A 20,854-nucleotide genomic window follows, 5' to 3' on the forward strand; every position below is an offset into this window, starting at 1 on the left:
TTCTAAAGATAGGGCACCGCAATTTTGGCTTCAACCCCTGTTTGTAGGGATATGCTTGTAAAAAATTGTCGTCCCGCAAAAGCTGCCATCGGGAAACAAGGCATATTCGGGGACGACCCCGACCCGCTGCCAGCCAAGACGCGGATAAATCGCTTCGGCTGCACTGCCGGTGGCTGTATCCAGCACCAGCACGTGGCGCGCATGGTCGCACGCTCCGGCTTCGGCCGCTGCCATCAGGTGGCGCGATAGTCCACGGCCCCGAAAGTTGCGGTGTACCAGTAGCTTGCGAATATCGGCTCGGTGCGGCTGGTTGGGTGCCTGCGCGAAGGCGACGATCACGGTGCCGACAAGTCGCGCATCTTCAAACGCCGCGTACAGCAACATGCTACCGTCGCTGATGGATTGGATCGTACTGTCCCAGAACGTTTGCGCCTGCAAAGGGCTGAATGGCGACATGAAGCCGACTGATGCGCCATCCTCGACACAATCCTTAAGAACGTCGCAGAGGGCTTCCATGTGCGCGCTGGCCTCACCGGCGCCCAAAAGACGAATGTCTGGCATGTTATTGTATCCTTTAGAGCATAATCCGACCGGAGCGAAGCGAGGATCGAAAAGAGTATGCTTACGAATAAATGACTTAGAGCGCCGATGTGATTCAATCAGATCGAATAGCGCTCTAAGCGCTACGATGAATGATAACGGCGTACAGCGCCGGGTCTGGCGAGGGGTTGGCAAAGACAGTCTCCACACCGATTGGCATAAACAGGCAGTCGCCCGCCGCCATCTGCCAGATGTCTTCGCCGGCTGTCATGACCAACACGCCGGACAGCAGCCAGATATGCTGTGTCATGCTGTGCAGATGCGGTTGCGGCGGCAGCACGACCCGGCCTTTGGGCGGAAACTCGACCTCGACGATATCCACCGGCGAACCGAGGCCCGGAGGCGAGACGGACCGGCGCAGATATCCGCTATCGGGATCACGCCACAATGGCTGATCGGCGTGCCGCGCCATCGGGCTCGGTTCGTGGGCGGTGGCCGCAAAAAAGCTGGACAGGCTCTCGCCCAAGGCATTGGCGAGGCGGGCGAGCAAAGCCGCCGTTGGGCTTGCCTCGGCGCGTTCGATCCGGGAGATCATCGCGCGGCTGACACCCGAGCGGATCGCCAGCGTATCCAATGAGTAACCGGCTTGCCTACGCAGCAGCTTCAAGCGTTCGGCAATGGTGCTATCAACGGTGTTTTCCATTATCAGACTATAAATTTCCATCATAGTAGAGTTAAGCGGTACGAAGCGTTTATCGCGCTGTCGCTCCGTTGTTTTTAAGCTTTGCGCAACCGTGCGGCCCTGCTATATGCGCGCACATGAGCACAACACCTTCAAAAACGCCGCTATCGCATATCCGTAACTTTTCGATCGTGGCGCATATCGACCACGGCAAGTCTACGCTGGCCGACCGTCTGATTCAGGCGTGCGGTGGCTTGGCTGATCGTGAAATGTCGGAACAGGTGCTGGACAATATGGATATCGAGCGCGAGCGCGGTATTACCATCAAGGCGCAGACCGTTCGGCTGCATTATCAGGCGAATGATGGTGAGCGCTATGTGCTGAACCTCATCGATACCCCCGGCCATGTCGACTTTGCCTATGAGGTGTCACGTTCGCTCTCGGCCTGCGAGGGCTCGCTGCTGGTGGTGGATGCATCACAGGGCGTGGAAGCGCAGACGCTGGCCAACGTTTATCAGGCCATCGACAATAACCACGAGATCGTAACGGTGCTCAACAAGATCGATCTGCCCGCCGCAGAGCCGGAACGGATCAAGGAGCAGATCGAGGAAGTTATCGGCATTGACGCCTCCGATGCGGTGCTCATTTCGGCCAAGACAGGCCTTGGCATTCCCGATGTGCTGGAAGCGATTGTCACCAAACTTCCCGCCCCCAAGGGCGGTGAGGACACAGCACCTTTGAAAGCGCTGCTGGTGGATAGCTGGTACGATACCTATCTCGGCGTCATGGTTCTGGTGCGCATTCTCGATGGCACTTTGAAGCGCGGGATGACCGTGCGGATGATGGGCACGGATGCGAAGTATCAGGTTGAGCGTGTCGGCGTTATCACGCCCAAAATGCTGACCGTCGATGCACTCGGACCAGGTGAAATCGGCTTTATCACCGCCTCCATCAAGGAAGTGGCTGATACCCGCGTTGGTGACACGATCACGGAAGACAAGCGACCGACGGCGGAAATGCTGCCGGGCTTTAAACCGGCGCAGCCGGTGGTGTTCTGTGGCCTGTTTCCGGTTGATGCCGCCGATTTTGAAGATTTGCGCGCTGCCATGGGCAAGCTGCGCCTGAACGATGCTTCCTTCTCGTTTGAAATGGAATCGTCGGCTGCGCTCGGCTTCGGCTTCCGCTGTGGCTTCCTCGGTCTGCTGCATCTGGAAATTATTCAGGAGCGGCTGGAGCGAGAGTTCGATCTTGACCTGATTGCAACCGCGCCGTCTGTGGTCTACGAACTGACGATGACCGATGGGTCCGAGCGCGAACTGCACAATCCTGCGGATATGCCGGATGTAGTCAAGATCGCCGAGATCCGCGAGCCGTGGATACGCGCAACGATTTTGACGCCGGATGATTACCTCGGCTCGATCCTGAAACTCTGTCAGGATCGCCGTGGTCTGCAGGTGGAACTGACCTATGTCGGCACCCGCGCGATGCTGACCTATGATTTGCCGCTGAACGAAGTGGTGTTCGATTTCTACGACCGCTTGAAGTCGATTTCCAAAGGCTATGCGTCGTTTGACTATACGATCACCGATCATCGTGAGGGCAACCTCGTCAAGATGTCGATTCTGGTCAACGGCGAACCGGTGGACGCGCTGTCCATGATGGTGCACCGTACGGCGGCGGAAAAGCGTGGCCGTGAAATGTGCGAGAAGCTGAAAGAGCTGATTCCCAAGCACATGTTCAAAATTCCAATTCAGGCGGCCATTGGCGGCAATGTGATTGCACGCGAAACCATCTCTGCGCTGCGCAAGGACGTGACAGCCAAGTGTTACGGCGGCGACGCCACGCGTAAGCGCAAGCTTCTGGACAAGCAGAAGGCCGGTAAAAAGCGCATGCGCCAGTTCGGCAAGGTGGAAATTCCGCAGGAAGCGTTTATCGCGGCCCTGAAGATGAGTGACGACTAGATTCGTCGACATCTTTTTTTATTGGGGCCGCCGTTCAACCGTGATCGGCGGCTTTGCTTTTTTCGGTTTCACTTGACAGTTGCCCCGAAGTTCGGAATGCTCTGAAATATGAAAACACGGGTTCACATAGGCTTCAACGCCAGTTTTCGGATCTGCCCAATCGCAGGACAGTGACCCCTTGCCCGGTTTTTGCGCTTTCCGGGTACGGGGAGCGACAACACGAACCATGCCTTATCTTCCGGCTTTTTGTCGAAGCGCATCATCCTGAATTTCAAATATGTGCTTGAGCGCCGTGCTCGGGCTTTACCACAGGGCAATATCATGGCGGAAAAATCCCGCAAGAAACTGGCTCCGCTCGTTGTCAACGAAGCCGACCATCAACGCCTGCTGGCGCTGGCCGATGCCGCGCTGGATACGATGCCGGAACTGGCGGAAACGCTGCTGGGCGAATTAGAGCGCGCCAAAGTCGTGAAAGCGGGAAAGGTGCCGGACAATACGGTGCAGATTGGCTCCACGGTGTCATACGCTGCCGATAGCGGGGAGGCCAAGCAGGTGACGCTGGTGTATCCCGGTGAGGCCAATATTGAGCTGAACAAGGTATCCGTCATGACGCCGATCGGCGTGGCATTGATCGGCATGGCCGTTGGGCACTCGATCGACTGGACAGATCGCAACGGCAAGAAACACTCCATGACCATTCAGAGTGTCTCTTTACCGCAATAGGAAAGGGCCGCGATTGCGGCCCTCTTCATGACTAAATCTGCCGACCCAGCAGCGCATCCACCGAGTGGCGGTTGGAGCCGCGAATGGCGAAGAAGAAGAAGATTGCGGCCCAAAGGATGGATTTTTCCGCCCCGGCAATGCCTTCCGCCTTGAAAATCCAGTGGAAGTAAACCGTTACCAGCAACACGATCATGGAGGCGAAAGCTGCAGGTCTCGTAAACAGGCCGATAGCCACCAGAATGCCACCAAAGAATTCCGTTGCCGCCAGGAGCGGCGACCAGAACACGCCAGGATAAAAGCCCAGCCCTTCCACCATGCCCACCGCGCCCATGGGGTTGGAAATCTTGCCGTAGCCGTGAAGCGTAAACAACAGCAGACCGGCCAATACACGCAACAACGTTTCTGCAAATGTATCCAATGGCGCGTAAATCTTGCCGAGGCCCGGAATGATCAGCGGGGGGCGGGAAAAATGGATCGGTTCTTTCATACGGCTCTCCTGATTTTGAACGACGGAACGTGTGCTCCGGTCATAGCATGCCAGAAAATCATGATAAGGTGGTGTTAAAGCATGTCTAGAGCATTTCCAGTGAAAACGGAGTCGTTTTCACGGCCGGACAATGCGACAAAACAAGGAGCTAGAGCAATTCTGGTGAACACGCGTTAACTGGAAGTGCTCTAGCAAAAGTGTTCAGCGGTTTTGTAATAACGACATGCTGTAAAATTGTTATGAAGCCGTCAACTGGAGCAGCTATGCGCAAACCACGGATTACAATTCTCTACTGCACCCAGTGCAACTGGCTTTTACGCGCCGGGTGGATGGCGCAGGAGTTGCTCTCCACCTTTGGGCAGGATCTGGGCGAGGTGGCGCTTCTGCCAGGGACAGGCGGTAATTTCGCTGTTCATGTCGATGATGTGATGATCTGGGAGCGCAAGCGCGATGGTGGATTTCCCGAAGCAAAAGAATTGAAACGCCGCGTACGCGATGTCATCGCGCCGGATCGTGATCTCGGTCACAATGACCGCACATCGGGGCCGGATGAGGGTATTGACGTTTGAGCACCCTGTGGGGTGTGTTCGCCGCCGCGTTTCTGTCTGCCACGCTGTTGATGGGCGTATCCGAGGCGGCGCTCATTGCGGCCGCGCGATACGGTACGAGCGACAAGCTGGCACTGTTTGCGGCGGCTACCACGGGCAATGTGCTGGGCGCTGTGGTTAACTACGCGCTGGGCGCATGGGCACTGCGTTTTGAAGGTCGCCGATGGTTTCCGGTTTCCAGCCGCTCTCGCCAGAAGGCTGAGCGGGTGTTCGCCCGGTTTGGCTATCCGGTGCTGCTTTTGTCCTGGCTTCCGATCATCGGAGATCCGTTGACGGTCGCGGCAGGTATTCTGCGCATGCCGTTTGCCCTGTTTCTTGTTCTGGTTGCAATTGGCAAGGCTGCGCGGTACGCGGTTCTGCTGTGGCTAATATCCTGATTGATCAAAGGGTGAGCGGCAGACCACGGAATAACCATCGTTGTTGGAAAAGCGATTGGTGCCCGCATTGTAGGAACGATAGCGGCTCTGGCACCAGTTCTGATGGGCTCGGCCAGCGCGCAGCGGCGAGCGGTGGATATCACTATAGGGGCGTGTTCCGGAATAGCCGGGCTGATAGGGTTGTCGTCCAGTGTAGCTGGGCCGGTAGGGACTGTAGCCGCTCCGGTTCCTGTTCAGATCATACACGGGTGGATTGTCGTTCTGGCACCCACTGGGGCCGCAGATGATGCGGGCCTGTTGAGCATCGGTCAGTTCTGTTGTCGCTGGGCGCTCTAGAGACAAGGGCGCTGCCTGCACGACGCTGCTGGCAGCAAGAGTGATGCTGACAACCAGATAGCAAATAAAGCGCATCGACGTTTCCTTGTTTTAAGATGCAGTCGCAATTATGGGGTTTTAACATGAATGCGGTTGTACAGCACTGACCGACTTGCCATAAACACACATGCAGAAACCGACGAGGGTAAAATGAGCTTGAAATTCGGCACCAGCGGGCTTCGTGGATTGTCTGAGGATCTCAAGGGCAAGGCTTGCGCGATCTACGCGACAGCTTTTGCCAGATACCTGTTGCAGACGGGCATGGCGAAACAGGGCGATGACATTCTGATCGGGCAGGATTTTCGCGACTCCAGCGCCGAGGTCGCCGCCGTGGTGGCCGGTGCCTTGTCGCGCAGCGGTTTGGTGCCGATTCACTGCGGTACAGTGCCGACCCCGGCACTGGCGCTCTACGGGTTGCAGTTGAAGGTCGCGGCGCTGATGATAACCGGCTCCCACATTCCGGCAGACCGCAACGGAATCAAGTTCTACCGTCCCGACGGTGAAATTGACAAGGCAGATGAAGTCGCAATCGCGGCGCTCGCGCAGGAACTGATGGCGGATCAGGATGCCGTTTCCGTGCAGGAAGGGCAGGCCGAGGACCGCCAATCCACGGTCGAGGCACTGTTCATCGAGCGAAACTCAGGGCTTTTGCCAGAAAACGCCTTGGCCGGCCTTACCATTGGCGTCTACCAGCACAGCACTGTCGCAAGAGATCTGTTTGTAACCGTTCTTCAGTCCTATGGAGCGACCGTGGTGCCGCTCGGGCGTTCCGAACACTTCATTCCCGTGGATACCGAAGCGGTTTCGCCGGAGACCATTGCTCTTCTCAAGCAATGGGCGAAGGAGCAGCCGCTTGATTCTATCGTGTCCGCCGATGGCGATGGCGACCGGCCGCTGGTAACCGATGAAACCGGTGAGCCGTTGCGTGGCGATCTCCTCGGTCTGATCACCGCTCGTTTCCTGAAAGCGAAGGTCGCGGTTACTCCCATTACCTCCAATTCCGGCCTGGAGCGTTCGCCGGAGTTGACGGTGGTGCGGACGCGGGTTGGCTCACCCTACGTTATCTCCGGCATGATGGACGCCAAAACGGATGGGGTCATGGGCTTTGAGGCCAATGGCGGATTGTTGACGGCCAGTGTGTTTGAAGTCAACGGCAGGCGCGTGGCCGCGCTGCCAACCCGCGACAGCTTCCTGCCGGTACTGGCGACACTCTATACAGCCGTACAGCAGGGTGCACCGCTGTCGGAGGTTGCGGCATCGGTTGCGCTTCCTATCGCCTTAAGCGACCGGCTTGAGAACTTCCCGCTGGAAACCAGCGGGGCCTTGATGACGCATCTGCGCGCCAGCCCTGCCAATCTGTCAGCGTTTTTAAGCGGGATTGGTGCGGTGAAATCGGTCAGCGATCTGGATGGACTGCGGGTAACGTTGGCCGATGACCGCATCATTCATTTGCGTCCATCCGGCAACGCCCCCGAGATGCGGTGCTATGTGGAAGCCGAAACGGAGGATGCTGCAAAAGCGCTGATTTCGCAGGGGCTTAAGACAATTGCGGCCTGGGAAAAACCGCAAGCCTAAGATTATTTTCGGTTTCTTGAGGTTTGTTGGAAAAGCCTGTTGACAGCAGGCCATCCTCCCCTTAGAAACCGCCTCGTCGCCCAGATGGCGGAATTGGTAGACGCGCCAGCTTCAGGTGCTGGTACTCGAAAGGGTGTGGAGGTTCGAGTCCTCTTCTGGGCACCATTCCATTCAAGAAAAGCTAATGATAACATGTCGTTAGCATTTTCTTTGATTTATCAATCCCCCTCGTAGTCCACCTTAACGCGTTCGGTGGAAATCATTGGTTTCCTAGCACGCCAGTTGGCTTTTTCGTTCTTATTGGAAGCCATCATGCGCGTAGGGGGTGGTAACCTGGGTGGAAACCACGCTGGTAACCAATCACCAAAGCGCGTTGACAAAGCTTACCCCTGATAAGAAGCTCGAGCTTGATTGTCGGAGGAAATCATTTGTCAAAAAGCAAAGCTACAGTTCAGTTCAAATGCCCTAAGTGTCATACTTCACCAGAAGTTGACGACCCATCTAACGATAACTCGCCTGTTTATTGCTCGACTTGCAAAAAGCAGTTCGGCACTTGGGGCGAGGTGAAGCAGAAGGCGCGCGATATCGTAGCAACCGATTTTAAGGACAAATTGAGGAAGGCTTTGAAGGGGAGCAAAGGGATAAAGATAAGGTAGCCTCGCGTGCGCGCGCGTATTGGTCACAAAACTACGCCATGCCTGTTCAGGAAGCGCAGCGAGCGTTCTCAGGGCCATGCGCAGCTCATTCCCTCGCGCGTACGCGCGTATTGCTCCGAAAACTTCAAGTTACAGATAGCAAACATAATCTTGTCAGAGCAAACCGATCGAGCGCTTCCCCGCACGCTATTCGTTTGCAGATGATGTCGGCCTGTGCTTGCGTAAACCCCGAGGTCCTCCCCCCTTTAGCGGGCGGAACAGCCATATGGTTTAATGCTGTTTCCGTTTTGTCGGTCATGGTGACTTGCTCTGCTGGAAGCGTTAATTGAATGTTGAGTAGTGCGCTGGTGCACACCGGTAACCTGTTGGGGGCGCAATGGTGGATGAGGATAGACGGAGAACTTTAGAAGCTGCGGCCATAGAAAGCGCAGATCAAGGCCTCAAGGGTCTGCTGCTGCTAAATGGTGGGGCTTGTGTTGCGTTACTCGCATTCGTTGGCAGCACTGCTACCAGCTCTTCCCTAAGACCTGAATTTGTGCCGTTGATTAACGTCGCCACCCATTCGCTAATTTGGTTTGCATCCGGCGCTGGACTGGCGGTTTTGGCCTGTATACCTGCCTACAAGGCAAATCAGTCGTACGCTAACCACCTTCATAATCCAACAAAGATCAAATGGTCGACAGGAGACCGATATGCCAGCGTGGCACTCGGTATAGCTATTTTTTCCCTATTCTGTTTCATAGTAGGTGTGGTTCAAATGGCGCTCTCACTAACAGACAGCGCAGCCGTCCCCACCATACCTCCGGTTATTACACGCCTCTTGAAGAGCATCATTGCCTTGATTTTCCCGTGGGTCTAAGTCGAATTTCCACAACTGCGTACAGCGCGTTCAAGAGCGCTATGGGTTCCGCTTGCCAACCGTTCAGCCAGGCGAATGCAATGGGCTATGTTCCCGCTCAATTGTGAGGCGGCACCCCCGGCTTCTTCAAGATTGGCAATCGCGAACTGGCACACCTCCAAGAGAGCCAGCGTTTCATAGGACCGCTCAAGGTCCTGATTGGTGACTGTCGTTTCGTTGTTCAAGCCTGATCCTCCTGATGTAGCCTGTTGACCACGCTTCGAACCGGCGTCAAGATTTCAATGACGTGTGCGACAGCATTGCTCAAAGAGCGTATGTCGCTATCCGAGGGGCCGCCGTCCGTGTTCACTGCCAGCCAAGTCATTTGAAGCAGGTCGATAGCCAAATCCATCTTGTCTATGGCCGGGTCTGAGACGACGGGCGCCGCAACAACGGGCTGGGCACCAACTGGCTGCGCAACAGGTGGATTGGCGAGGCTGTCAATCACCATGTTCAGATAGTTCCTCGACAGCTTACCATTGTAGGCTGTCTGGATATGGCGCGCTTTCAACTGCACTTCATCCATCGTCCGGCATTGCCACCGTAGAATGGCTTCATCTGCATCGCTTTCCAACGCGCTAAGACGGTCGAACTCATCGTGGAGCTGTTCCAGGCCCGATGATGCTTCCCACGCTGCATATGCGCCTTGCCGTTCGGCCAACAACTCGTGGGCATGTTTGCGCCAGCCGTTGAGAACTTTCAGCCGTTCAAGGTAGTGGGCTGCGGGCCGGTCCGAGGTCAACTCGCTTAGATTGTGAACTTCGGTATCAAAATGTTCGTCGATTGCCGATGCCGTGTTGAACGACATACCCGCCCGAAATTTGCGGGGGTCAACCTCTGACAGGGTTACGCAAGCCATCGGCGGCGCATCGGGCTGATTGCCGAGGTGCGTAATCTGTGCATCCATTGCGAGGATGCTTTGCCGAATGGGCGCGTGGTATGCGACCAACTCAGCAAGCGAACTCCCAACAGGGTATTTTCCGGGTATGCCTTCGGCGGCTGCCTGAACAACGTTCGACATCGGGTATTCTCCAATCTGGGATAGGTATAGGCGGGCCGGGGGTCAGGCCGCTTGCGATATTAGGGTTTCGATTTCCTGTTCCAACGCGGCCCGGCGGTCGGTGGCGCGGTAACGGAACGACAGGTATTGAACTTCAATCAGCGCGGCTTGCAGGTCGCGTAGTGTGTTGCCCCGCGGGCCCGCCATGATGATTGCCAGCTTTGCAGCCTTTGCGGCGGCTTCCACAGCTTCCTTTGCCTCACGCCATGCGATGCGCAGGCAGCGGGAGAACGAACCATCGATAAGGCCGCGCTTGAACTGGATCGGGGAGTACCGCTCATGGATGTTACGATAGTGTGCCCATGCTGATTTCATGATCTGGGAGAGGTTGAACATTGGTGATCCTCAAAACAACGATTATCGTCAATATTCAACGTTTATCATTTGTTAACGCTCTTGGTCAACGGTTATCGTTGAATATTGACAATTTTTGTTTCAGGGTCTATCCAGAGTTCATGATTACACCCGCACAATGCAGAGCCGCGCGCGGCCTCACCGAATGGTCACAAGAACAACTGGCGCAAGCTTCACACTTGGGCCTGTCAACAATCCGCGATTTTGAAAAAGGCAGACGGATACCGGCCTACAACAATCTCCAAGCGATTATGCTCGCTCTCGAAAAGGCTGGCGTGGTATTTCAGGGAGATAGCGAGATGATAGAAGGCGGCCCAGGCGTAAGGCTGGCAAAGAATGGATAAGCCTGGCACGGAAAGGCGCTGGCTTTTTGCGATAGATCGGGCAGGGGCTAAACTTGCCAATCGAGTTCAGATTGCACTCACATCGCCTCTTCTTGATAATTTCAACATTGCGATGATGGCCGGGATCGCTGTTACTTGGTAAATCAGATTTATGACACGCTCTATACCAGACTGGTTTAAGATCAACGAGGAAGCCACATCGCAGATCATGATGCGCATCTCCGCCTCCGTGACGGCCAGCGACATGGTGCTGCAAGTGAGGTCGTCATCGATGCTGGCTTACTGGTTCGTTCTTGACACGCTGTTGCTGGCAAATCAGGCAAACCGTGATGGAATGCACGCCAATGCTCTCGCCCTGACGCGGCAATGCGTAGAGGCAATCAGTGTCATTGAACTAGGTGTATGTGGACACCCGGATGCCGAGGCGGCGTTGCTTAGATGGGAATCGGATGGCTTGACGCCGGGCAAACTGCGCGTGTGGTTGCAAGCGAATCTGTGGTCGAATTACGGATCCGGTCTCTGGAACGAGCCATGGTCAACATTCATGCGGGAGTTCGCTGGCGCGGTTCAACCTTATGCGCATTACAGTCGCGGCCTCGCGCAATGGCAGCTTCGCCTGCACCGCTTGTCCGATACGAACGAGCCTGGCGCGGATATGCACGCGGTCATCGAGATGCGGCCACGTGCATACGATGAGCAGAAGGCGACCCGCATCACGCTCTTCCATGCCTTGCTTGCCTATGTGCTTGGCCGGATTTGGCTGGCAGCGAATCCAAGAGACGTGGAATTTGGCGTGCTGATGGCGCGGCTGGGTACTGCGCTCGGCAAGTCACGCTACCTTGACGGACATGAGACCAACTGGGGTCAGCAGTTCTGGGCGACGGTTTGGGAGAGGGGCGGAGGGACCGTCTTGGAATAGCGTCCTGTCGTCTCTGGCTATTAAACCTTGATGATTATCAGATATCTCGCTCTCTTAAAACCTGTCCAAACGTGATGTACCTACTGTGCTCAATATGAGTCCAGCGCACTACCGGAATGTCGGTAGTTTGTGTTATCATCTCAGAAACCACAATTAATTGGAATGCAGATTTCGCCCCTTTTTACGGATACGGGAGATTACCCCCCGTCACGCTACGTTCAACTTACGCCAACGACGGAAGCGGCGAGCTCAGTTGCTGTTACAGCAATGTAGGTAGCTTTAGCTTTATTGTGGGATCTCCTCATTGATCAAACGCTATGTTCAAACTTGGACGCATCTGCATACCCCTTGAGGTATACGCAGATCGTAACAACGGAATGAGTTGGAGAAAGGTACGCTTAGTTTCGAGGCCATTTCAAATAAGCAGCCTTTTCCTGATTTTGGGAGGTAGACCCAATAGAAAATTAGGACGGATGGCTTTTTCTGTACACCAGTGAAGGATACCGTTTTAGCTTTCGCCCTGCGCCTAGAAAAGCGGGGCGTCCATCATTAGGTCGTTTATATAGGCCAAATGGCCCTCCAGCATTATCTGGACGGTATATCTACCGGGCTTCAAATCGCAAGCATGTCTCCAGTGCAGACTTGTGGGCGGTATAGGCGGGAAATCGCCCTTTATGAAAGCGGCAACCTGCTGGCCTTTCGCATCCGTGACGCGGAGGTCAATGGCGACTGTACCGCCGTCTAAGCGCGGGTTCAGTTGAAAAATTACGCCGTTGCTGATTAATCGTACGGTCTCCACGAAAGTGTATTCTCGCTGAAATACTTTTAAGTCGTCGGACACTATGATCCGTGGTGCCCAATCAATTCGGGAACCACGTAGATGATAGAGAAGGGTTTCACGTTCAGCGTTCGAACGACAATAAATCCATTGAAGGGTTTCGTTCAGCGGCATCGGTGACGATGCTAATACTTCCGCGCACCGATGTTGGATGATTGACATGTCGTGGCTGGTTCCGCCGACATGGTAAACTTTATCGAAAGGGATGGAGGAAAAAAATTGATGGGTATCGGTGTGTGCCGCACCACCCGTCTGCATGTTCCTATCACTGAAATGAGTGCCAGCGCGCGTCAATATAGCTTTAGCATCAAGAACAAACATTACCAAAAAAGGCGCATGCGATTGGTCGCCGTACTTTGCCTCTCCGGCTTTTCGTATGCCTTCAATGCGATACTGGGTGGGCGTGCAGGGCCTAAAATACATCCTTACGAACGCATGAGCCTCTTGGCGAGCGTCAATTACGCCGGGTGCAGCTACGTCGAGTGGATGCGGGTTGTTCGGATCATTACGAGAACGCAATTGACCGGATAAAAGTATTTCCACTGCATTTTGCAGCGGACTATGGTGGAAGAGGTAAGTCGGCCATTTATGCCGGTACGAATTGTAGGACTTCCCAAGCGTTTCCGCCCATGTCGCTATATGCGCCTGCACGTGTTGCCGGCTTAGTGCCATGACAGCTCCATTTGCCCCGATCGGGGTTGGGGCGTTATTGATGTGCTTCTGTTTCCAGGAGTGAGCTCGACTGCGAGTTCGGGCGCGCTTTCGTCTGGACGACGAATTTCAATGGGCCTTACTTGTGGCAGGACGCTAAACAACGACAAAAGCGGGCTACCTTCAGTTGGCTCTCCAAGATTATCTTTGGTCAAAAGCCCTTTAACCAAACGAATCCATGCACTTCGCAGGTCATCACGCTCGAAAGTCAAAGACGCATAGTCAGTGTCAATTCTTAGATTTTCGTCAACGATGTGAGCTTGTATCTGTTTCTCAGTCACCAAATCGATCAAGTTGTCGCCAGACAAATCGACGGCACGGGTGATATCCGCAAGAAAGCTTTCGAATGACAGTTCTCGCTTAGTAGTTTTCAGACTACTTGCGACGCTTTCTAAATGTTCCGGCAGGCCGACATCGACCGTGTAATCATGAATGTAGATATTGATCGGCAACGGTTTAAGGTATCGCTCCATCAATGGGCGAACATCTTCCCAATCGAGACCACCATTTCCGCACCCCAGGCGCGGAAATGAAATATCCTCAATTCCAACATCTGCGTAGGAGGCTGCAAATTTTTTGAGGCCAGCCTCAACCCATTCCAGTTTAGATGGACTTTTCCATTGAATTTTAGTTGGGAAGTTCAAAGCCAGGTAATCTTCGCCACGCCACAACCAAAGTTTTCCCGGAGCGAGCAGCTTTTGATCGCACAGCCGCTTGTAGGCATCGAACATATCGGGATCGCGCTGTTTGAACTCCTTTGCAATTCCCTTCCCCATTACTCCAACGCAATTCACTGTATTTACAAGAGTTTGCGCTGGGGATGAAAATAGGTCAGTGCGTCGATAAACCAGCATGATCATACCCCCCTGTTTTGTTTGGTATATCCCCGAATTCGCTTCGAGAATAAAATGAGAACATAGGCATTTCCGCTACTCTTTTCCATCCCTGACTTTGGCTTAGATTAAAAAAACGCCTAGGTAGAGGTGGCGCTTTGACCATGATTTCAATTTTTAGGCATCGCTTTTTCGAGTGAGGGTCAAGATGCCCAGTCGCTTTTGTCTAGGTTTTGCACGGATTTTTGTTCTTACGAAGATCAATTGCGCAGCGTATAACCAATTGCCGTTATGAGACTAAAGCGATGAATCCGCGCTTTCTTGACCACCTTCACTGCAACGGGGGCGGGCGGGCGTTGTCGAAAAACCGGCGCTCGTTCAGAGTTACGCCGGACGCCAGTTCCATGAACGTACCAGCGGACTCAACCACCAAAATGAGGTGGTTTGCGATAGTCCTCACCTTGTCCGGGTTTCCTGCGCATTCGAATAGCGCATACCCGAGTGAGACAGCCAAAGCTTGAAGCGTCGTTGCATCGTCGGCGGTAACATAGTCGCCGGGTAATCCGGCAATGATGCTGGAAAACTGATGTAGTGCGGACGGGTTTACGAAGCCTTCCGGCGTATGCATTCGCGATGCAAGTGCCATCAGTTCATCCGTGATGGTAACCGATTGTTCCATGTATTCTGGGTCGATGTCACTCATTTGGTTCTCTCCGCCAGTCCGCCAAGGAAGGTACGGCTGGTCTTTGGTGGCGTTACGGTAATTTCAAGCGGCTTGCGCTTTTCCTGCCCTATCTCACGCGGCGCTGTGGCGACGCCAGCCGATGGAATGACTGAATGCCGGTACATTCCGCCGAGGTAGGACGCTACGCCCTCATCAGGCCGCACAGGCACCTTCTGCAAGAGAACCTTGGCCCGTTGCGGGTTTAGCAGTGCATCGGCCACCAAGTCGTTGACCGTTTCGATACCGGTCTCGCGCATGCCCCCGATTGCCTTGCTACCCATTGCGCCCGCAGCGGCCCCAATCATGCCTCCGCCCGCACTTCCGAGACCTGCACCTACCGCAAGCAGTATTTTGCTGAAAACGGTCCCTACACGGTCGCCCTTCTGGATTTTGAGCGTGTCCTGAGCCGTGTTCGACTGGCCGGGTATCTTGACTGCCGATATCGATCGGTTGGCGCGTTGCAAGTCCGCTGCGACCGCTTCCATGACCCCGATTTCCTCCGGTGAGAAGCCAGCCGCCGACAGCGCCGGGCGGTTGTTCTTAACAAACGTTTGGAACTGGTCGGACTTGATTTGAGCCTGTCCGCTTGTTGCCGCTTCGGTATTGCCAACAAAACGGCTGGTGATGTGATCGACAACCGCCTTGCGCAAACCCTTCATGGCTTCGGGATCATTACCCACGGCACGGCGGACGTTTGCCATCTCGCGGACCGAGTCCTGCCGCTGGAAAATCCCGCCGATGGTGCGGGTCACGTCCTGCGGATCGGACAGGTTCATGAGCGCGCCAAGACGACTCCGATTAGCATCGTCAACCACGGCCTTTTGACGAGCTGCGACCTCACCAAGCGAGCGCGACACCTGCGCCGCATCGGAAAACCGCCTGTCGAGCTCGGGGAAGGCCCGTAGAGCGTCGGCATGGCTGCGGCGGAAGCTTTCCACCTTGGCCGGGTTAAGCGTGCCGTTGGGCTCCATAGCCGTGTTGCGAAGGCGGTCAACGGCATAGTCTTGCAACTGCTGCATGGCGGCTTCATCACCAACGGCCGCCCGGTAATCCGTGATTGCGTCTGCACTCTTGGCCCCGGGGTAGAACACCCGGCCCGGAACGTTTGCAGATGCCATGTCATAGGGCGACACGGTAGACGGGCGCTTACGCATGGGCCCGAGCGTCTTGTTGTCGAAACGATTGGCAATGTCGAGTGTTGCGTCTCGTGCTTCGCCTAGTCGGCCTGCGGCTCCGGCGTCGAAGTTTGGGAGGATAGATGGTTCCGATATTCCCGGATTGCCCGCAGGTAAGCCAGATCCCCGCGCTGTTTTGCCTGTTGCTCCGCGTACGCCAGAAATGGCAGACGATCCGGTTCGGCCATATCCGCCAGAACTCGTTCCACTGTCCGTATTCCCTGCGACCGCTTGTCGTTCGCCATACCAGCCACTAACATCCCGCTGCATGTTTGCCATTAGGGTGTCGTCGTAAGACATCTCACCCCGAGCGACGGCCTGGGTCTCAAATTCGATCTTCCCGGCCACTGCTGCCTGAATATCGTTTTCCACGGCGTTATTCAATTGCACAAGGCGACGATAGGCCGGGCTTTCACCGTTCGCAAGCCGTTCTTCCCGCATTCCAGCCTTCACACGCGATTGCAGCGCTGCGATTTCGCTGAACGGCATGACATCACCATACTGCGAAAGCACCTGATACATGGCCGCTTCCTCGCCCTCTATGGGCTTGGCAGACTTCGGCATGGTCCGAACGGTTTCAGTTGCATACTTGCGCGCGTTTGAGGCTGGCAGTGCAAGTGTGCCGTCTGGGTCCACTGCGCTCCACAGGCGCTGTTCTTCAAACTTCGCGGCCTTGCGGGCATCCTCAATGGATTGGCGCATGACATCGCCGGTCTGGCTGGGATTGGTTCCCTCGCCGAGGCCCCGAGCGCGTTCCTGTGCGCGTTCAAGCGTGGTGTTGTAGATGGTTTCGGCCCGATCCGTTACCGACTGCATGAACTGGCGTGCAGACGTTGCAACGCGCTCAGGCGCGCCGGTCGGCTGTACCGCTTCGACCGCACTGACACGTGCCATGTTTTGGTCTGCGCGCCGCTGGTTGAACAATTCGGGTGCGCGTGTCTGTGCTTCACGCTCCAAACCGCCGAGACCCATATCACCCGTCAACTGGAATGTCGTCGGCTGCGAACCAGCGACAAGATTTTCCGGCTGTTCGTTCAGAATGGATTTGGTCAAGTTCAGATCGGTTGCGCCATCGGCAAGCTGCTGTCCGGCGAGACGTTCGCGGCCTGCATTGGTCATTGGGGCGGCGAAATCGGAAGCCAACCGGCCGACGCCACGCGCCGCAGCCGGAACCGATGCAGCAAGAGCACCGACGAAACTGCCGCCCATGCCGCCAGCAAGCCCAGCAACGGGCTTCCACGGCTCCGGTGCTGCTTCCATAGCCGCCGTCGCAGAAGCGCCTGACGCGCCTCCTACAACGGAATTTGCAACGGTTGAACCAATGCCTGCGCCGGTACCGAACAACTTGCCAGCTGCGTCACCAACCCGAGGGGCAAGATTGAATGCTCCCGAACGCGCAAGACCGGATACAGCCGCTTCCGGTGCGACGGTATAGCCGACACCTTCGCCCAGGCCGCGTGCAACGCGCTCACCGGTGGTTGCTGCCGTGACATCTTTCGGTTCAGGCACACCAACAGCGCCGAACATGCCGGAAATGGATTCACTCCCTCCGAACGAGTCCGATGGGATGGTGGACAGGTCTGCACCGGTAGCGGCATTGATTCCGCGAATGCCCAGATTGATTGCCCCGCGTGCCAGATCAACCGGCGCGCCGAGCGTGTTGTAAATGCCCGAATTGAGACCGGCGGTCGCATTCAGGGCAATCCCGTCGCCTTGCTCTGGCTGGGGCGAGGCCAAGGCACGCCTTTCTAATTCCGCCTTTGCCCCTCTTCGAATAAGTTCCTGTCGGGCTGCGGCTTTCACTTCATCAGGGGTCATTGCTGTTCTCCTGCCAGCTGTCTCAGTTGTTCGTCGCTCATGTTTGAGAAATCGAACCCGGCGGCACCGTTTGGACGTGGGCCGCGCGCGCTGCCTTCTGTTGCCTCCTGCGAGGGCAGGTTTGCTTTCGCCCGGTCCATTGCTTGGCGGACAATCTTTTCGTAATCGTCAAGCGCGGCAAGGAAGCCTTCTTCGGACATTGACGTGTCCATACGGGTGACAGCGGCCGTGGCCGCTTGGCCTTCTGAGTTCGACAGCGCACCAAGTCCGCGCATCTGTTGGATAGCAGTCAAGAATGCGCCGCTCTTGGCTTGCTCGACCTTTTGATTAAAGTCGTATCCGCCGGTTCCGGGAACTCGATTCATTATAGAAGTCATGCCGGTACCAAACTGGCGGTATGGATCCTTCTTGATGTCTTCAATCAGGTCGAGGTTGTTTTGAGCGGCTTGGAAATCACCAGATGCCGACGCGGCACGCTCGGCGGCTGTACGACCTTCAACTGTGCCGCTCGCTTTGTCTGCGGCCTCTTGCCGGTTCTCTTTGGTGACAGTGTTGATAGTCTGACCCGTCTTGCTGTCACGGGTTATAATATGGGTGCCAGTATCGATGCTCGATGTTCCCGGCGTGACCTGAAAGCCTTCGGGGACATCTACGGGCTTGAACTTGCCACTTTTGGACGCCTGACCGACGACAGTTTTGCCGGTAGCAGGGTCTTTGCCGTAAACAAGATTAAGGCCCCATTCTTCCTCGCCCGCACCCTTCGCAAAGTTGCCGATTGGCTCGACCGAACCTGTCTTCTGATTTGCGCGAAACAGAGTACCGTCTTTACCCTGCACAAAGCTCCACTGTGACCCTGAGCTGCCTGTAACGTTCTGCTGCCAGAGCTTCATGCCCATTTCGCGTAGGTTCGGGTCCGACAGCATGTAGCGAAGCGTTTCCTTCGATACTCTGCCTTGCGGGATTTGCTGATAGTCAGGCATGTTGACCTGCCCCGATGCTCCCGCCATGTGCGCCTGCGGGTTCTGCTGCATTGGTGCAGGTGGTGCGGGAGCGTAGGTCGCTGGCGCAGCCGATGTAATCCCGGCGGGCGTTGGTGCGGGCTGCTGCGCCAAGCCAGCTCGGAGACCGTCGACGCCCTGTGCATGGGTTTCGCTCGGAAGCGGCACCGGGCCGAAACGGTCATCAAAGTTTTGCTGCGATATCGCGCCCGGCGTGGACGATGCGGTCGGCTGCTCAGCGTAGGCCTGAGGCGCGAATTGTGGCTTAGGCGCACCATTCAGCGGCGCAATCGCTTCAATCGCGTCAGCGGCTGTCTGTGGCTGCCCCTGAGCTGGTCTGTTAGCGAACTCTGGCAGGTAGGCGTTAGCGCGCGCCATGCGGGCCGCTGTCTCACCGCCTTGCCGGTCATAGCCTGCATACCGCCATGCATTGTTCATCAAGTTTTGTGCTTCCTCGACGCTACCGGCGGTGTTCAACTTCTGGATAAGCGCCGGGTCTTCGCGCAAGAAGTATTCGGCCTGTGTTTGCGGCGAGATACCGCCGGGCTGTTCGCCTTTCGATGCCGCATACCGATAGAGGTTCTGTAGACGCTCATTGCGCCATGACAGAATGCCGCCTGCTGTACCGGCTGCACCTGCTTGGCTCGGGTCCGACCACGTAGCGTTTGCCTTGTCAGCGGAAAACCCGCTTTCCCGGCTGCCGGTGGATGCGATTGCAGCTAAAGCGTACGGGTTTTGAACACCGCCAGCCTGTACGGTACCAATGAAGTTTTTGTAGATGTCGCCAGATGGCAATGCGGCCCGCTCGACCTTGCCCACTGGACCGATACCCATGGGCTGCTGAACCTGTTGTGGTACGAACTGGGATAGGAAGTTGCCGGGCCTCTGTCCTTGCTGTGGCCGCCCGAATACCGGCCCGCCCAAAATAGCGGCTGATGGTTGCGCGGTTCCTGAAAGCCTGTCTTTCAGGCGGCCAAGAAACGTTCCTTCCTGTTGGGGTGCGGGTGCTGGCTGTTTGTCGATTTCAACGGCAATGAATCCATCAGCGGATTTTTTGAGGGAGGCTTTGTCTTTGGACTGCTTCAAAGCATCGCCCAAGCTCGATAGCCAAGAGGATCCATCATAGTCCGGGATTGCAACGGTGCTGTTGACCAGTGAGGGGAGAGAAACCATCAGAACAACCCCACCTTCGAACCGAGCCCGACAAGGTTCCCAAGCATTCCGCTTTTGGCTTTGGCCTGCATTTCCTGACCTTGGGCAAGCTGGTTGTTGCTGCTTGTAAGGCCCTGCACAACGGTTGCACCTAAGCCCAGTCGGTCACCGGCCGTTTTTTGATAAAGGTTAGCCAAGCCAGTTTGGGTTTGTGCCTGGCTTCCGGCTGCCTGCATCCCCTGCGATGCCTGCGCCTGCAATCGCTGTAGCCAAGTGCCATACTCTTGATTGGCAAGGCCCTGCCCAAACTGTGACAGGGCCGTGAGTGTGTTGCCGCTGGCAAGTGAGCCCGCTGCACTCGCACCGCGCAAAGCTGCCTGCGTTCCCGGATTGAGCGCGAACTCGTAGCCCGGCCCAGCCTGAAACGCCGATGTGGCGGCGGCATTGCCATCTGCGCCATTCAGTCCGAGGGCATTCGAATACATCGTGTTCGCACCGATGCCGGTATCTGCATACGGCTGAAACAGCGATGACGCGTTGTTCAGCGCGCCTTCGGATCGCGTTTCACCGGTGTCGATGATGCCTTGGCCCTTAGTGTCGAATGCATTGATCAAGCCTTGGTTTTTGACCGCCGCTTTCTTCGTTGCCTTACCGGCGTCGCCGCCCAAAAGCTCAGAAAAGAACCCCATTACATCGCCCCCCGCGCAGTTGCGTCATTCCGGCAATCGCCCGACGAAAACAAACCGGGGAAGGTAGCGCCAGCGGCTGCCAACTTTTCAGCGGCGGCTTGCAGCACGTATTCGTTGATTGAAATTCCCGCACGGGCCGAGGCGGAAAACAGCGCTGAACGAAACCCGTAGGTCACCCGCCCGCCGTTCAGCATCACAGCGACAATGCGCTCCGAATCCTGGTTCTGATTGATAGAAACAACTGACATAGCAAATCCTGTTCTTGTAAAGTTCTGAACAGGAGCAAACCAGAAAACTCCAAGTTGGGGTACGGTCTAAATGTACTCAAATGTTAGCGTTTGTTAGCATCGGAAGCCG

The 20,854-nt window shown here is 55.8% G+C and carries 22 protein-coding genes and 1 tRNA gene; 9 read left to right on the plus strand and 14 right to left on the minus strand.

What is annotated here, in order from left to right:
• Positions 1-30: 30 nt before the first annotated feature.
• Together IFT84_RS12995 and IFT84_RS13000 are read right to left on the minus strand one after the other, a co-directional pair.
• Positions 31-561: a GNAT family N-acetyltransferase gene (locus IFT84_RS12995; RefSeq protein WP_192120022.1), complete on the minus strand. Its 531-nt coding sequence runs from the start codon at positions 559-561 to the stop codon at positions 31-33.
• A gap of 115 nt (positions 562-676) precedes the next feature.
• On the minus strand, positions 677-1,243 hold the full coding sequence (locus IFT84_RS13000; RefSeq protein WP_192120025.1) for a helix-turn-helix domain-containing protein: 567 nt from the start codon (positions 1,241-1,243) through the stop codon (positions 677-679).
• Between the two features lie 116 nt (positions 1,244-1,359).
• Here IFT84_RS13000 and lepA point away from each other — a divergent pair, with 116 nt between their 5' ends.
• Together lepA and rnk are read left to right on the plus strand one after the other, a co-directional pair.
• Positions 1,360-3,183, plus strand: a complete 1,824-nt coding sequence (lepA, locus tag IFT84_RS13005; RefSeq protein WP_192120026.1) for a translation elongation factor 4 — start codon at positions 1,360-1,362, stop codon at positions 3,181-3,183.
• A 321-nt stretch (positions 3,184-3,504) separates the two neighbouring features.
• Positions 3,505-3,906: a nucleoside diphosphate kinase regulator gene (gene rnk, locus IFT84_RS13010; protein WP_192120028.1), complete on the plus strand. Its 402-nt coding sequence runs from the start codon at positions 3,505-3,507 to the stop codon at positions 3,904-3,906.
• A 31-nt stretch (positions 3,907-3,937) separates the two neighbouring features.
• Here the strand turns inward: rnk and IFT84_RS13015 are convergent, their stop codons facing one another.
• A complete protein-coding gene (locus IFT84_RS13015; RefSeq protein ID WP_192120030.1) occupies positions 3,938-4,393 on the minus strand; it encodes a DoxX family protein in 456 nt (151 codons plus the stop codon).
• Between the two features lie 263 nt (positions 4,394-4,656).
• On the opposite strand from IFT84_RS13015, the gene IFT84_RS13020 reads away from it, so the two are divergent.
• Both IFT84_RS13020 and IFT84_RS13025 read left to right on the plus strand, forming a co-directional pair.
• Positions 4,657-4,962, plus strand: coding sequence for a SelT/SelW/SelH family protein (locus IFT84_RS13020; protein WP_192120032.1), 306 nt, complete (start codon positions 4,657-4,659; stop codon positions 4,960-4,962).
• A 50-nt stretch (positions 4,963-5,012) separates the two neighbouring features.
• The gene (locus tag IFT84_RS13025) at positions 5,013-5,378 is read left to right on the plus strand and encodes a YqaA family protein (RefSeq protein WP_192120401.1); all 366 of its coding nucleotides are present in this window, start codon (positions 5,013-5,015) and stop codon (positions 5,376-5,378) included.
• On the opposite strand, the gene IFT84_RS13030 is transcribed toward IFT84_RS13025, so the two are convergent.
• Complete coding sequence (locus tag IFT84_RS13030) at positions 5,367-5,789, minus strand: BA14K family protein (RefSeq protein WP_192120034.1); 423 nt, start codon at positions 5,787-5,789, stop codon at positions 5,367-5,369. The two genes, IFT84_RS13025 and IFT84_RS13030, sit on opposite strands and share 12 nt — an antisense overlap.
• A gap of 114 nt (positions 5,790-5,903) precedes the next feature.
• Between IFT84_RS13030 and IFT84_RS13035 the strand changes: the two genes are divergently transcribed.
• The 3 genes from IFT84_RS13035 (at position 5,904) to IFT84_RS13045 (ending at position 8,843) form a co-directional block, all read left to right on the plus strand.
• Positions 5,904-7,328, plus strand: a complete 1,425-nt coding sequence (locus tag IFT84_RS13035; RefSeq protein WP_192120036.1) for a phosphomannomutase — start codon at positions 5,904-5,906, stop codon at positions 7,326-7,328.
• A gap of 78 nt (positions 7,329-7,406) precedes the next feature.
• Positions 7,407-7,493, plus strand: a tRNA-Leu gene (locus IFT84_RS13040).
• Between the two features lie 867 nt (positions 7,494-8,360).
• Positions 8,361-8,843, plus strand: coding sequence for a hypothetical protein (locus tag IFT84_RS13045; protein WP_192120038.1), 483 nt, complete (start codon positions 8,361-8,363; stop codon positions 8,841-8,843).
• Here the strand turns inward: IFT84_RS13045 and IFT84_RS13050 are convergent.
• The 3 genes from IFT84_RS13050 to IFT84_RS13060 are packed head-to-tail and all read right to left on the minus strand — an operon-like array spanning position 8,840 to position 10,278.
• Positions 8,840-9,067, minus strand: coding sequence for a hypothetical protein (locus tag IFT84_RS13050; protein ID WP_192120040.1), 228 nt, complete (start codon positions 9,065-9,067; stop codon positions 8,840-8,842). The two genes, IFT84_RS13045 and IFT84_RS13050, sit on opposite strands and share 4 nt — an antisense overlap.
• Positions 9,064-9,903 (minus strand): hypothetical protein, encoded by an 840-nt coding sequence (locus IFT84_RS13055; RefSeq protein WP_192120042.1) that lies wholly within the window; start codon positions 9,901-9,903, stop codon positions 9,064-9,066. Before IFT84_RS13055 ends, IFT84_RS13050 begins: the two co-directional genes overlap by 4 nt.
• A 42-nt stretch (positions 9,904-9,945) precedes the next feature.
• Complete coding sequence (locus tag IFT84_RS13060; RefSeq protein ID WP_192120044.1) at positions 9,946-10,278, minus strand: hypothetical protein; 333 nt, start codon at positions 10,276-10,278, stop codon at positions 9,946-9,948.
• 2 nt (positions 10,279-10,280) lie between these two features.
• On the opposite strand from IFT84_RS13060, the gene IFT84_RS13065 reads away from it, so the two are divergent.
• Positions 10,281-10,640: a helix-turn-helix domain-containing protein gene (locus IFT84_RS13065; protein WP_342212876.1), complete on the plus strand. Its 360-nt coding sequence runs from the start codon at positions 10,281-10,283 to the stop codon at positions 10,638-10,640.
• A 151-nt stretch (positions 10,641-10,791) separates the two neighbouring features.
• Positions 10,792-11,559, plus strand: coding sequence for a hypothetical protein (locus IFT84_RS13070; RefSeq protein ID WP_192120046.1), 768 nt, complete (start codon positions 10,792-10,794; stop codon positions 11,557-11,559).
• Positions 11,560-12,085: 526 nt separating this feature from the next.
• Here IFT84_RS13070 and IFT84_RS13075 read toward each other — a convergent pair.
• From IFT84_RS13075 to IFT84_RS13105, 7 genes are all read right to left on the minus strand, one after another.
• Positions 12,086-13,069, minus strand: coding sequence for a DarT ssDNA thymidine ADP-ribosyltransferase family protein (locus IFT84_RS13075; protein ID WP_192120048.1), 984 nt, complete (start codon positions 13,067-13,069; stop codon positions 12,086-12,088).
• A complete protein-coding gene (locus IFT84_RS13080) occupies positions 13,060-13,962 on the minus strand; it encodes a macro domain-containing protein (RefSeq protein WP_192120050.1) in 903 nt (300 codons plus the stop codon). Before IFT84_RS13080 ends, IFT84_RS13075 begins: the two co-directional genes overlap by 10 nt.
• Positions 13,963-14,272: 310 nt before the next feature.
• Positions 14,273-14,644 carry a hypothetical protein gene (locus IFT84_RS13085; RefSeq protein WP_192120053.1) on the minus strand — a complete coding sequence of 124 codons (372 nt, stop codon included), beginning with the start codon at positions 14,642-14,644 and terminating at the stop codon, positions 14,273-14,275.
• Positions 14,641-17,658, minus strand: coding sequence for a hypothetical protein (locus tag IFT84_RS13090; RefSeq protein ID WP_192120054.1), 3,018 nt, complete (start codon positions 17,656-17,658; stop codon positions 14,641-14,643). Before IFT84_RS13090 ends, IFT84_RS13085 begins: the two co-directional genes overlap by 4 nt.
• Positions 17,655-19,829, minus strand: a complete 2,175-nt coding sequence (locus IFT84_RS13095) for a hypothetical protein (protein WP_192120056.1) — start codon at positions 19,827-19,829, stop codon at positions 17,655-17,657. Before IFT84_RS13095 ends, IFT84_RS13090 begins: the two co-directional genes overlap by 4 nt.
• Positions 19,829-20,497, minus strand: coding sequence for a hypothetical protein (locus tag IFT84_RS13100; RefSeq protein WP_192120058.1), 669 nt, complete (start codon positions 20,495-20,497; stop codon positions 19,829-19,831). The genes IFT84_RS13095 and IFT84_RS13100 overlap by 1 nt, the downstream gene beginning before the upstream one ends.
• Positions 20,497-20,745: a hypothetical protein gene (locus tag IFT84_RS13105; protein ID WP_192120060.1), complete on the minus strand. Its 249-nt coding sequence runs from the start codon at positions 20,743-20,745 to the stop codon at positions 20,497-20,499. Before IFT84_RS13105 ends, IFT84_RS13100 begins: the two co-directional genes overlap by 1 nt.
• Positions 20,746-20,854: the final 109 nt, after the last annotated feature.

The organism is Rhizobium sp. CFBP 8762 (assembly GCF_014841565.1).
GTDB lineage: Bacteria > Pseudomonadota > Alphaproteobacteria > Rhizobiales > Rhizobiaceae > CFBP-8762.

What these genes read in the sequence shown, in the direction of transcription:
- IFT84_RS12995 (WP_192120022.1), bottom strand. Translation starts at nt 561, where the DNA reads ATGCCAGACATTCGTCTTTTGGGCGCCGGTGAGGCCAGCGCGCACATG.
- IFT84_RS13000 (WP_192120025.1), bottom strand. Translation starts at nt 1,243, where the DNA reads ATGGAAAACACCGTTGATAGCACCATTGCCGAACGCTTGAAGCTGCTG.
- lepA (WP_192120026.1), top strand. Translation starts at nt 1,360, where the DNA reads ATGAGCACAACACCTTCAAAAACGCCGCTATCGCATATCCGTAACTTT.
- rnk (WP_192120028.1), top strand. Translation starts at nt 3,505, where the DNA reads ATGGCGGAAAAATCCCGCAAGAAACTGGCTCCGCTCGTTGTCAACGAA.
- IFT84_RS13015 (WP_192120030.1), bottom strand. Translation starts at nt 4,393, where the DNA reads ATGAAAGAACCGATCCATTTTTCCCGCCCCCCGCTGATCATTCCGGGC.
- IFT84_RS13020 (WP_192120032.1), top strand. Translation starts at nt 4,657, where the DNA reads ATGCGCAAACCACGGATTACAATTCTCTACTGCACCCAGTGCAACTGG.
- IFT84_RS13025 (WP_192120401.1), top strand. Translation starts at nt 5,013, where the DNA reads ATGGGCGTATCCGAGGCGGCGCTCATTGCGGCCGCGCGATACGGTACG.
- IFT84_RS13030 (WP_192120034.1), bottom strand. Translation starts at nt 5,789, where the DNA reads ATGCGCTTTATTTGCTATCTGGTTGTCAGCATCACTCTTGCTGCCAGC.
- IFT84_RS13035 (WP_192120036.1), top strand. Translation starts at nt 5,904, where the DNA reads ATGAGCTTGAAATTCGGCACCAGCGGGCTTCGTGGATTGTCTGAGGAT.
- IFT84_RS13045 (WP_192120038.1), top strand. Translation starts at nt 8,361, where the DNA reads ATGGTGGATGAGGATAGACGGAGAACTTTAGAAGCTGCGGCCATAGAA.
- IFT84_RS13055 (WP_192120042.1), bottom strand. Translation starts at nt 9,903, where the DNA reads ATGTCGAACGTTGTTCAGGCAGCCGCCGAAGGCATACCCGGAAAATAC.
- IFT84_RS13060 (WP_192120044.1), bottom strand. Translation starts at nt 10,278, where the DNA reads ATGTTCAACCTCTCCCAGATCATGAAATCAGCATGGGCACACTATCGT.
- IFT84_RS13070 (WP_192120046.1), top strand. Translation starts at nt 10,792, where the DNA reads ATGACACGCTCTATACCAGACTGGTTTAAGATCAACGAGGAAGCCACA.
- IFT84_RS13075 (WP_192120048.1), bottom strand. Translation starts at nt 13,069, where the DNA reads ATGGCACTAAGCCGGCAACACGTGCAGGCGCATATAGCGACATGGGCG.
- IFT84_RS13080 (WP_192120050.1), bottom strand. Translation starts at nt 13,962, where the DNA reads ATGCTGGTTTATCGACGCACTGACCTATTTTCATCCCCAGCGCAAACT.
- IFT84_RS13085 (WP_192120053.1), bottom strand. Translation starts at nt 14,644, where the DNA reads ATGAGTGACATCGACCCAGAATACATGGAACAATCGGTTACCATCACG.
- IFT84_RS13090 (WP_192120054.1), bottom strand. Translation starts at nt 17,658, where the DNA reads ATGACCCCTGATGAAGTGAAAGCCGCAGCCCGACAGGAACTTATTCGA.
- IFT84_RS13095 (WP_192120056.1), bottom strand. Translation starts at nt 19,829, where the DNA reads ATGGTTTCTCTCCCCTCACTGGTCAACAGCACCGTTGCAATCCCGGAC.
- IFT84_RS13100 (WP_192120058.1), bottom strand. Translation starts at nt 20,497, where the DNA reads ATGGGGTTCTTTTCTGAGCTTTTGGGCGGCGACGCCGGTAAGGCAACG.
- IFT84_RS13105 (WP_192120060.1), bottom strand. Translation starts at nt 20,745, where the DNA reads ATGTCAGTTGTTTCTATCAATCAGAACCAGGATTCGGAGCGCATTGTC.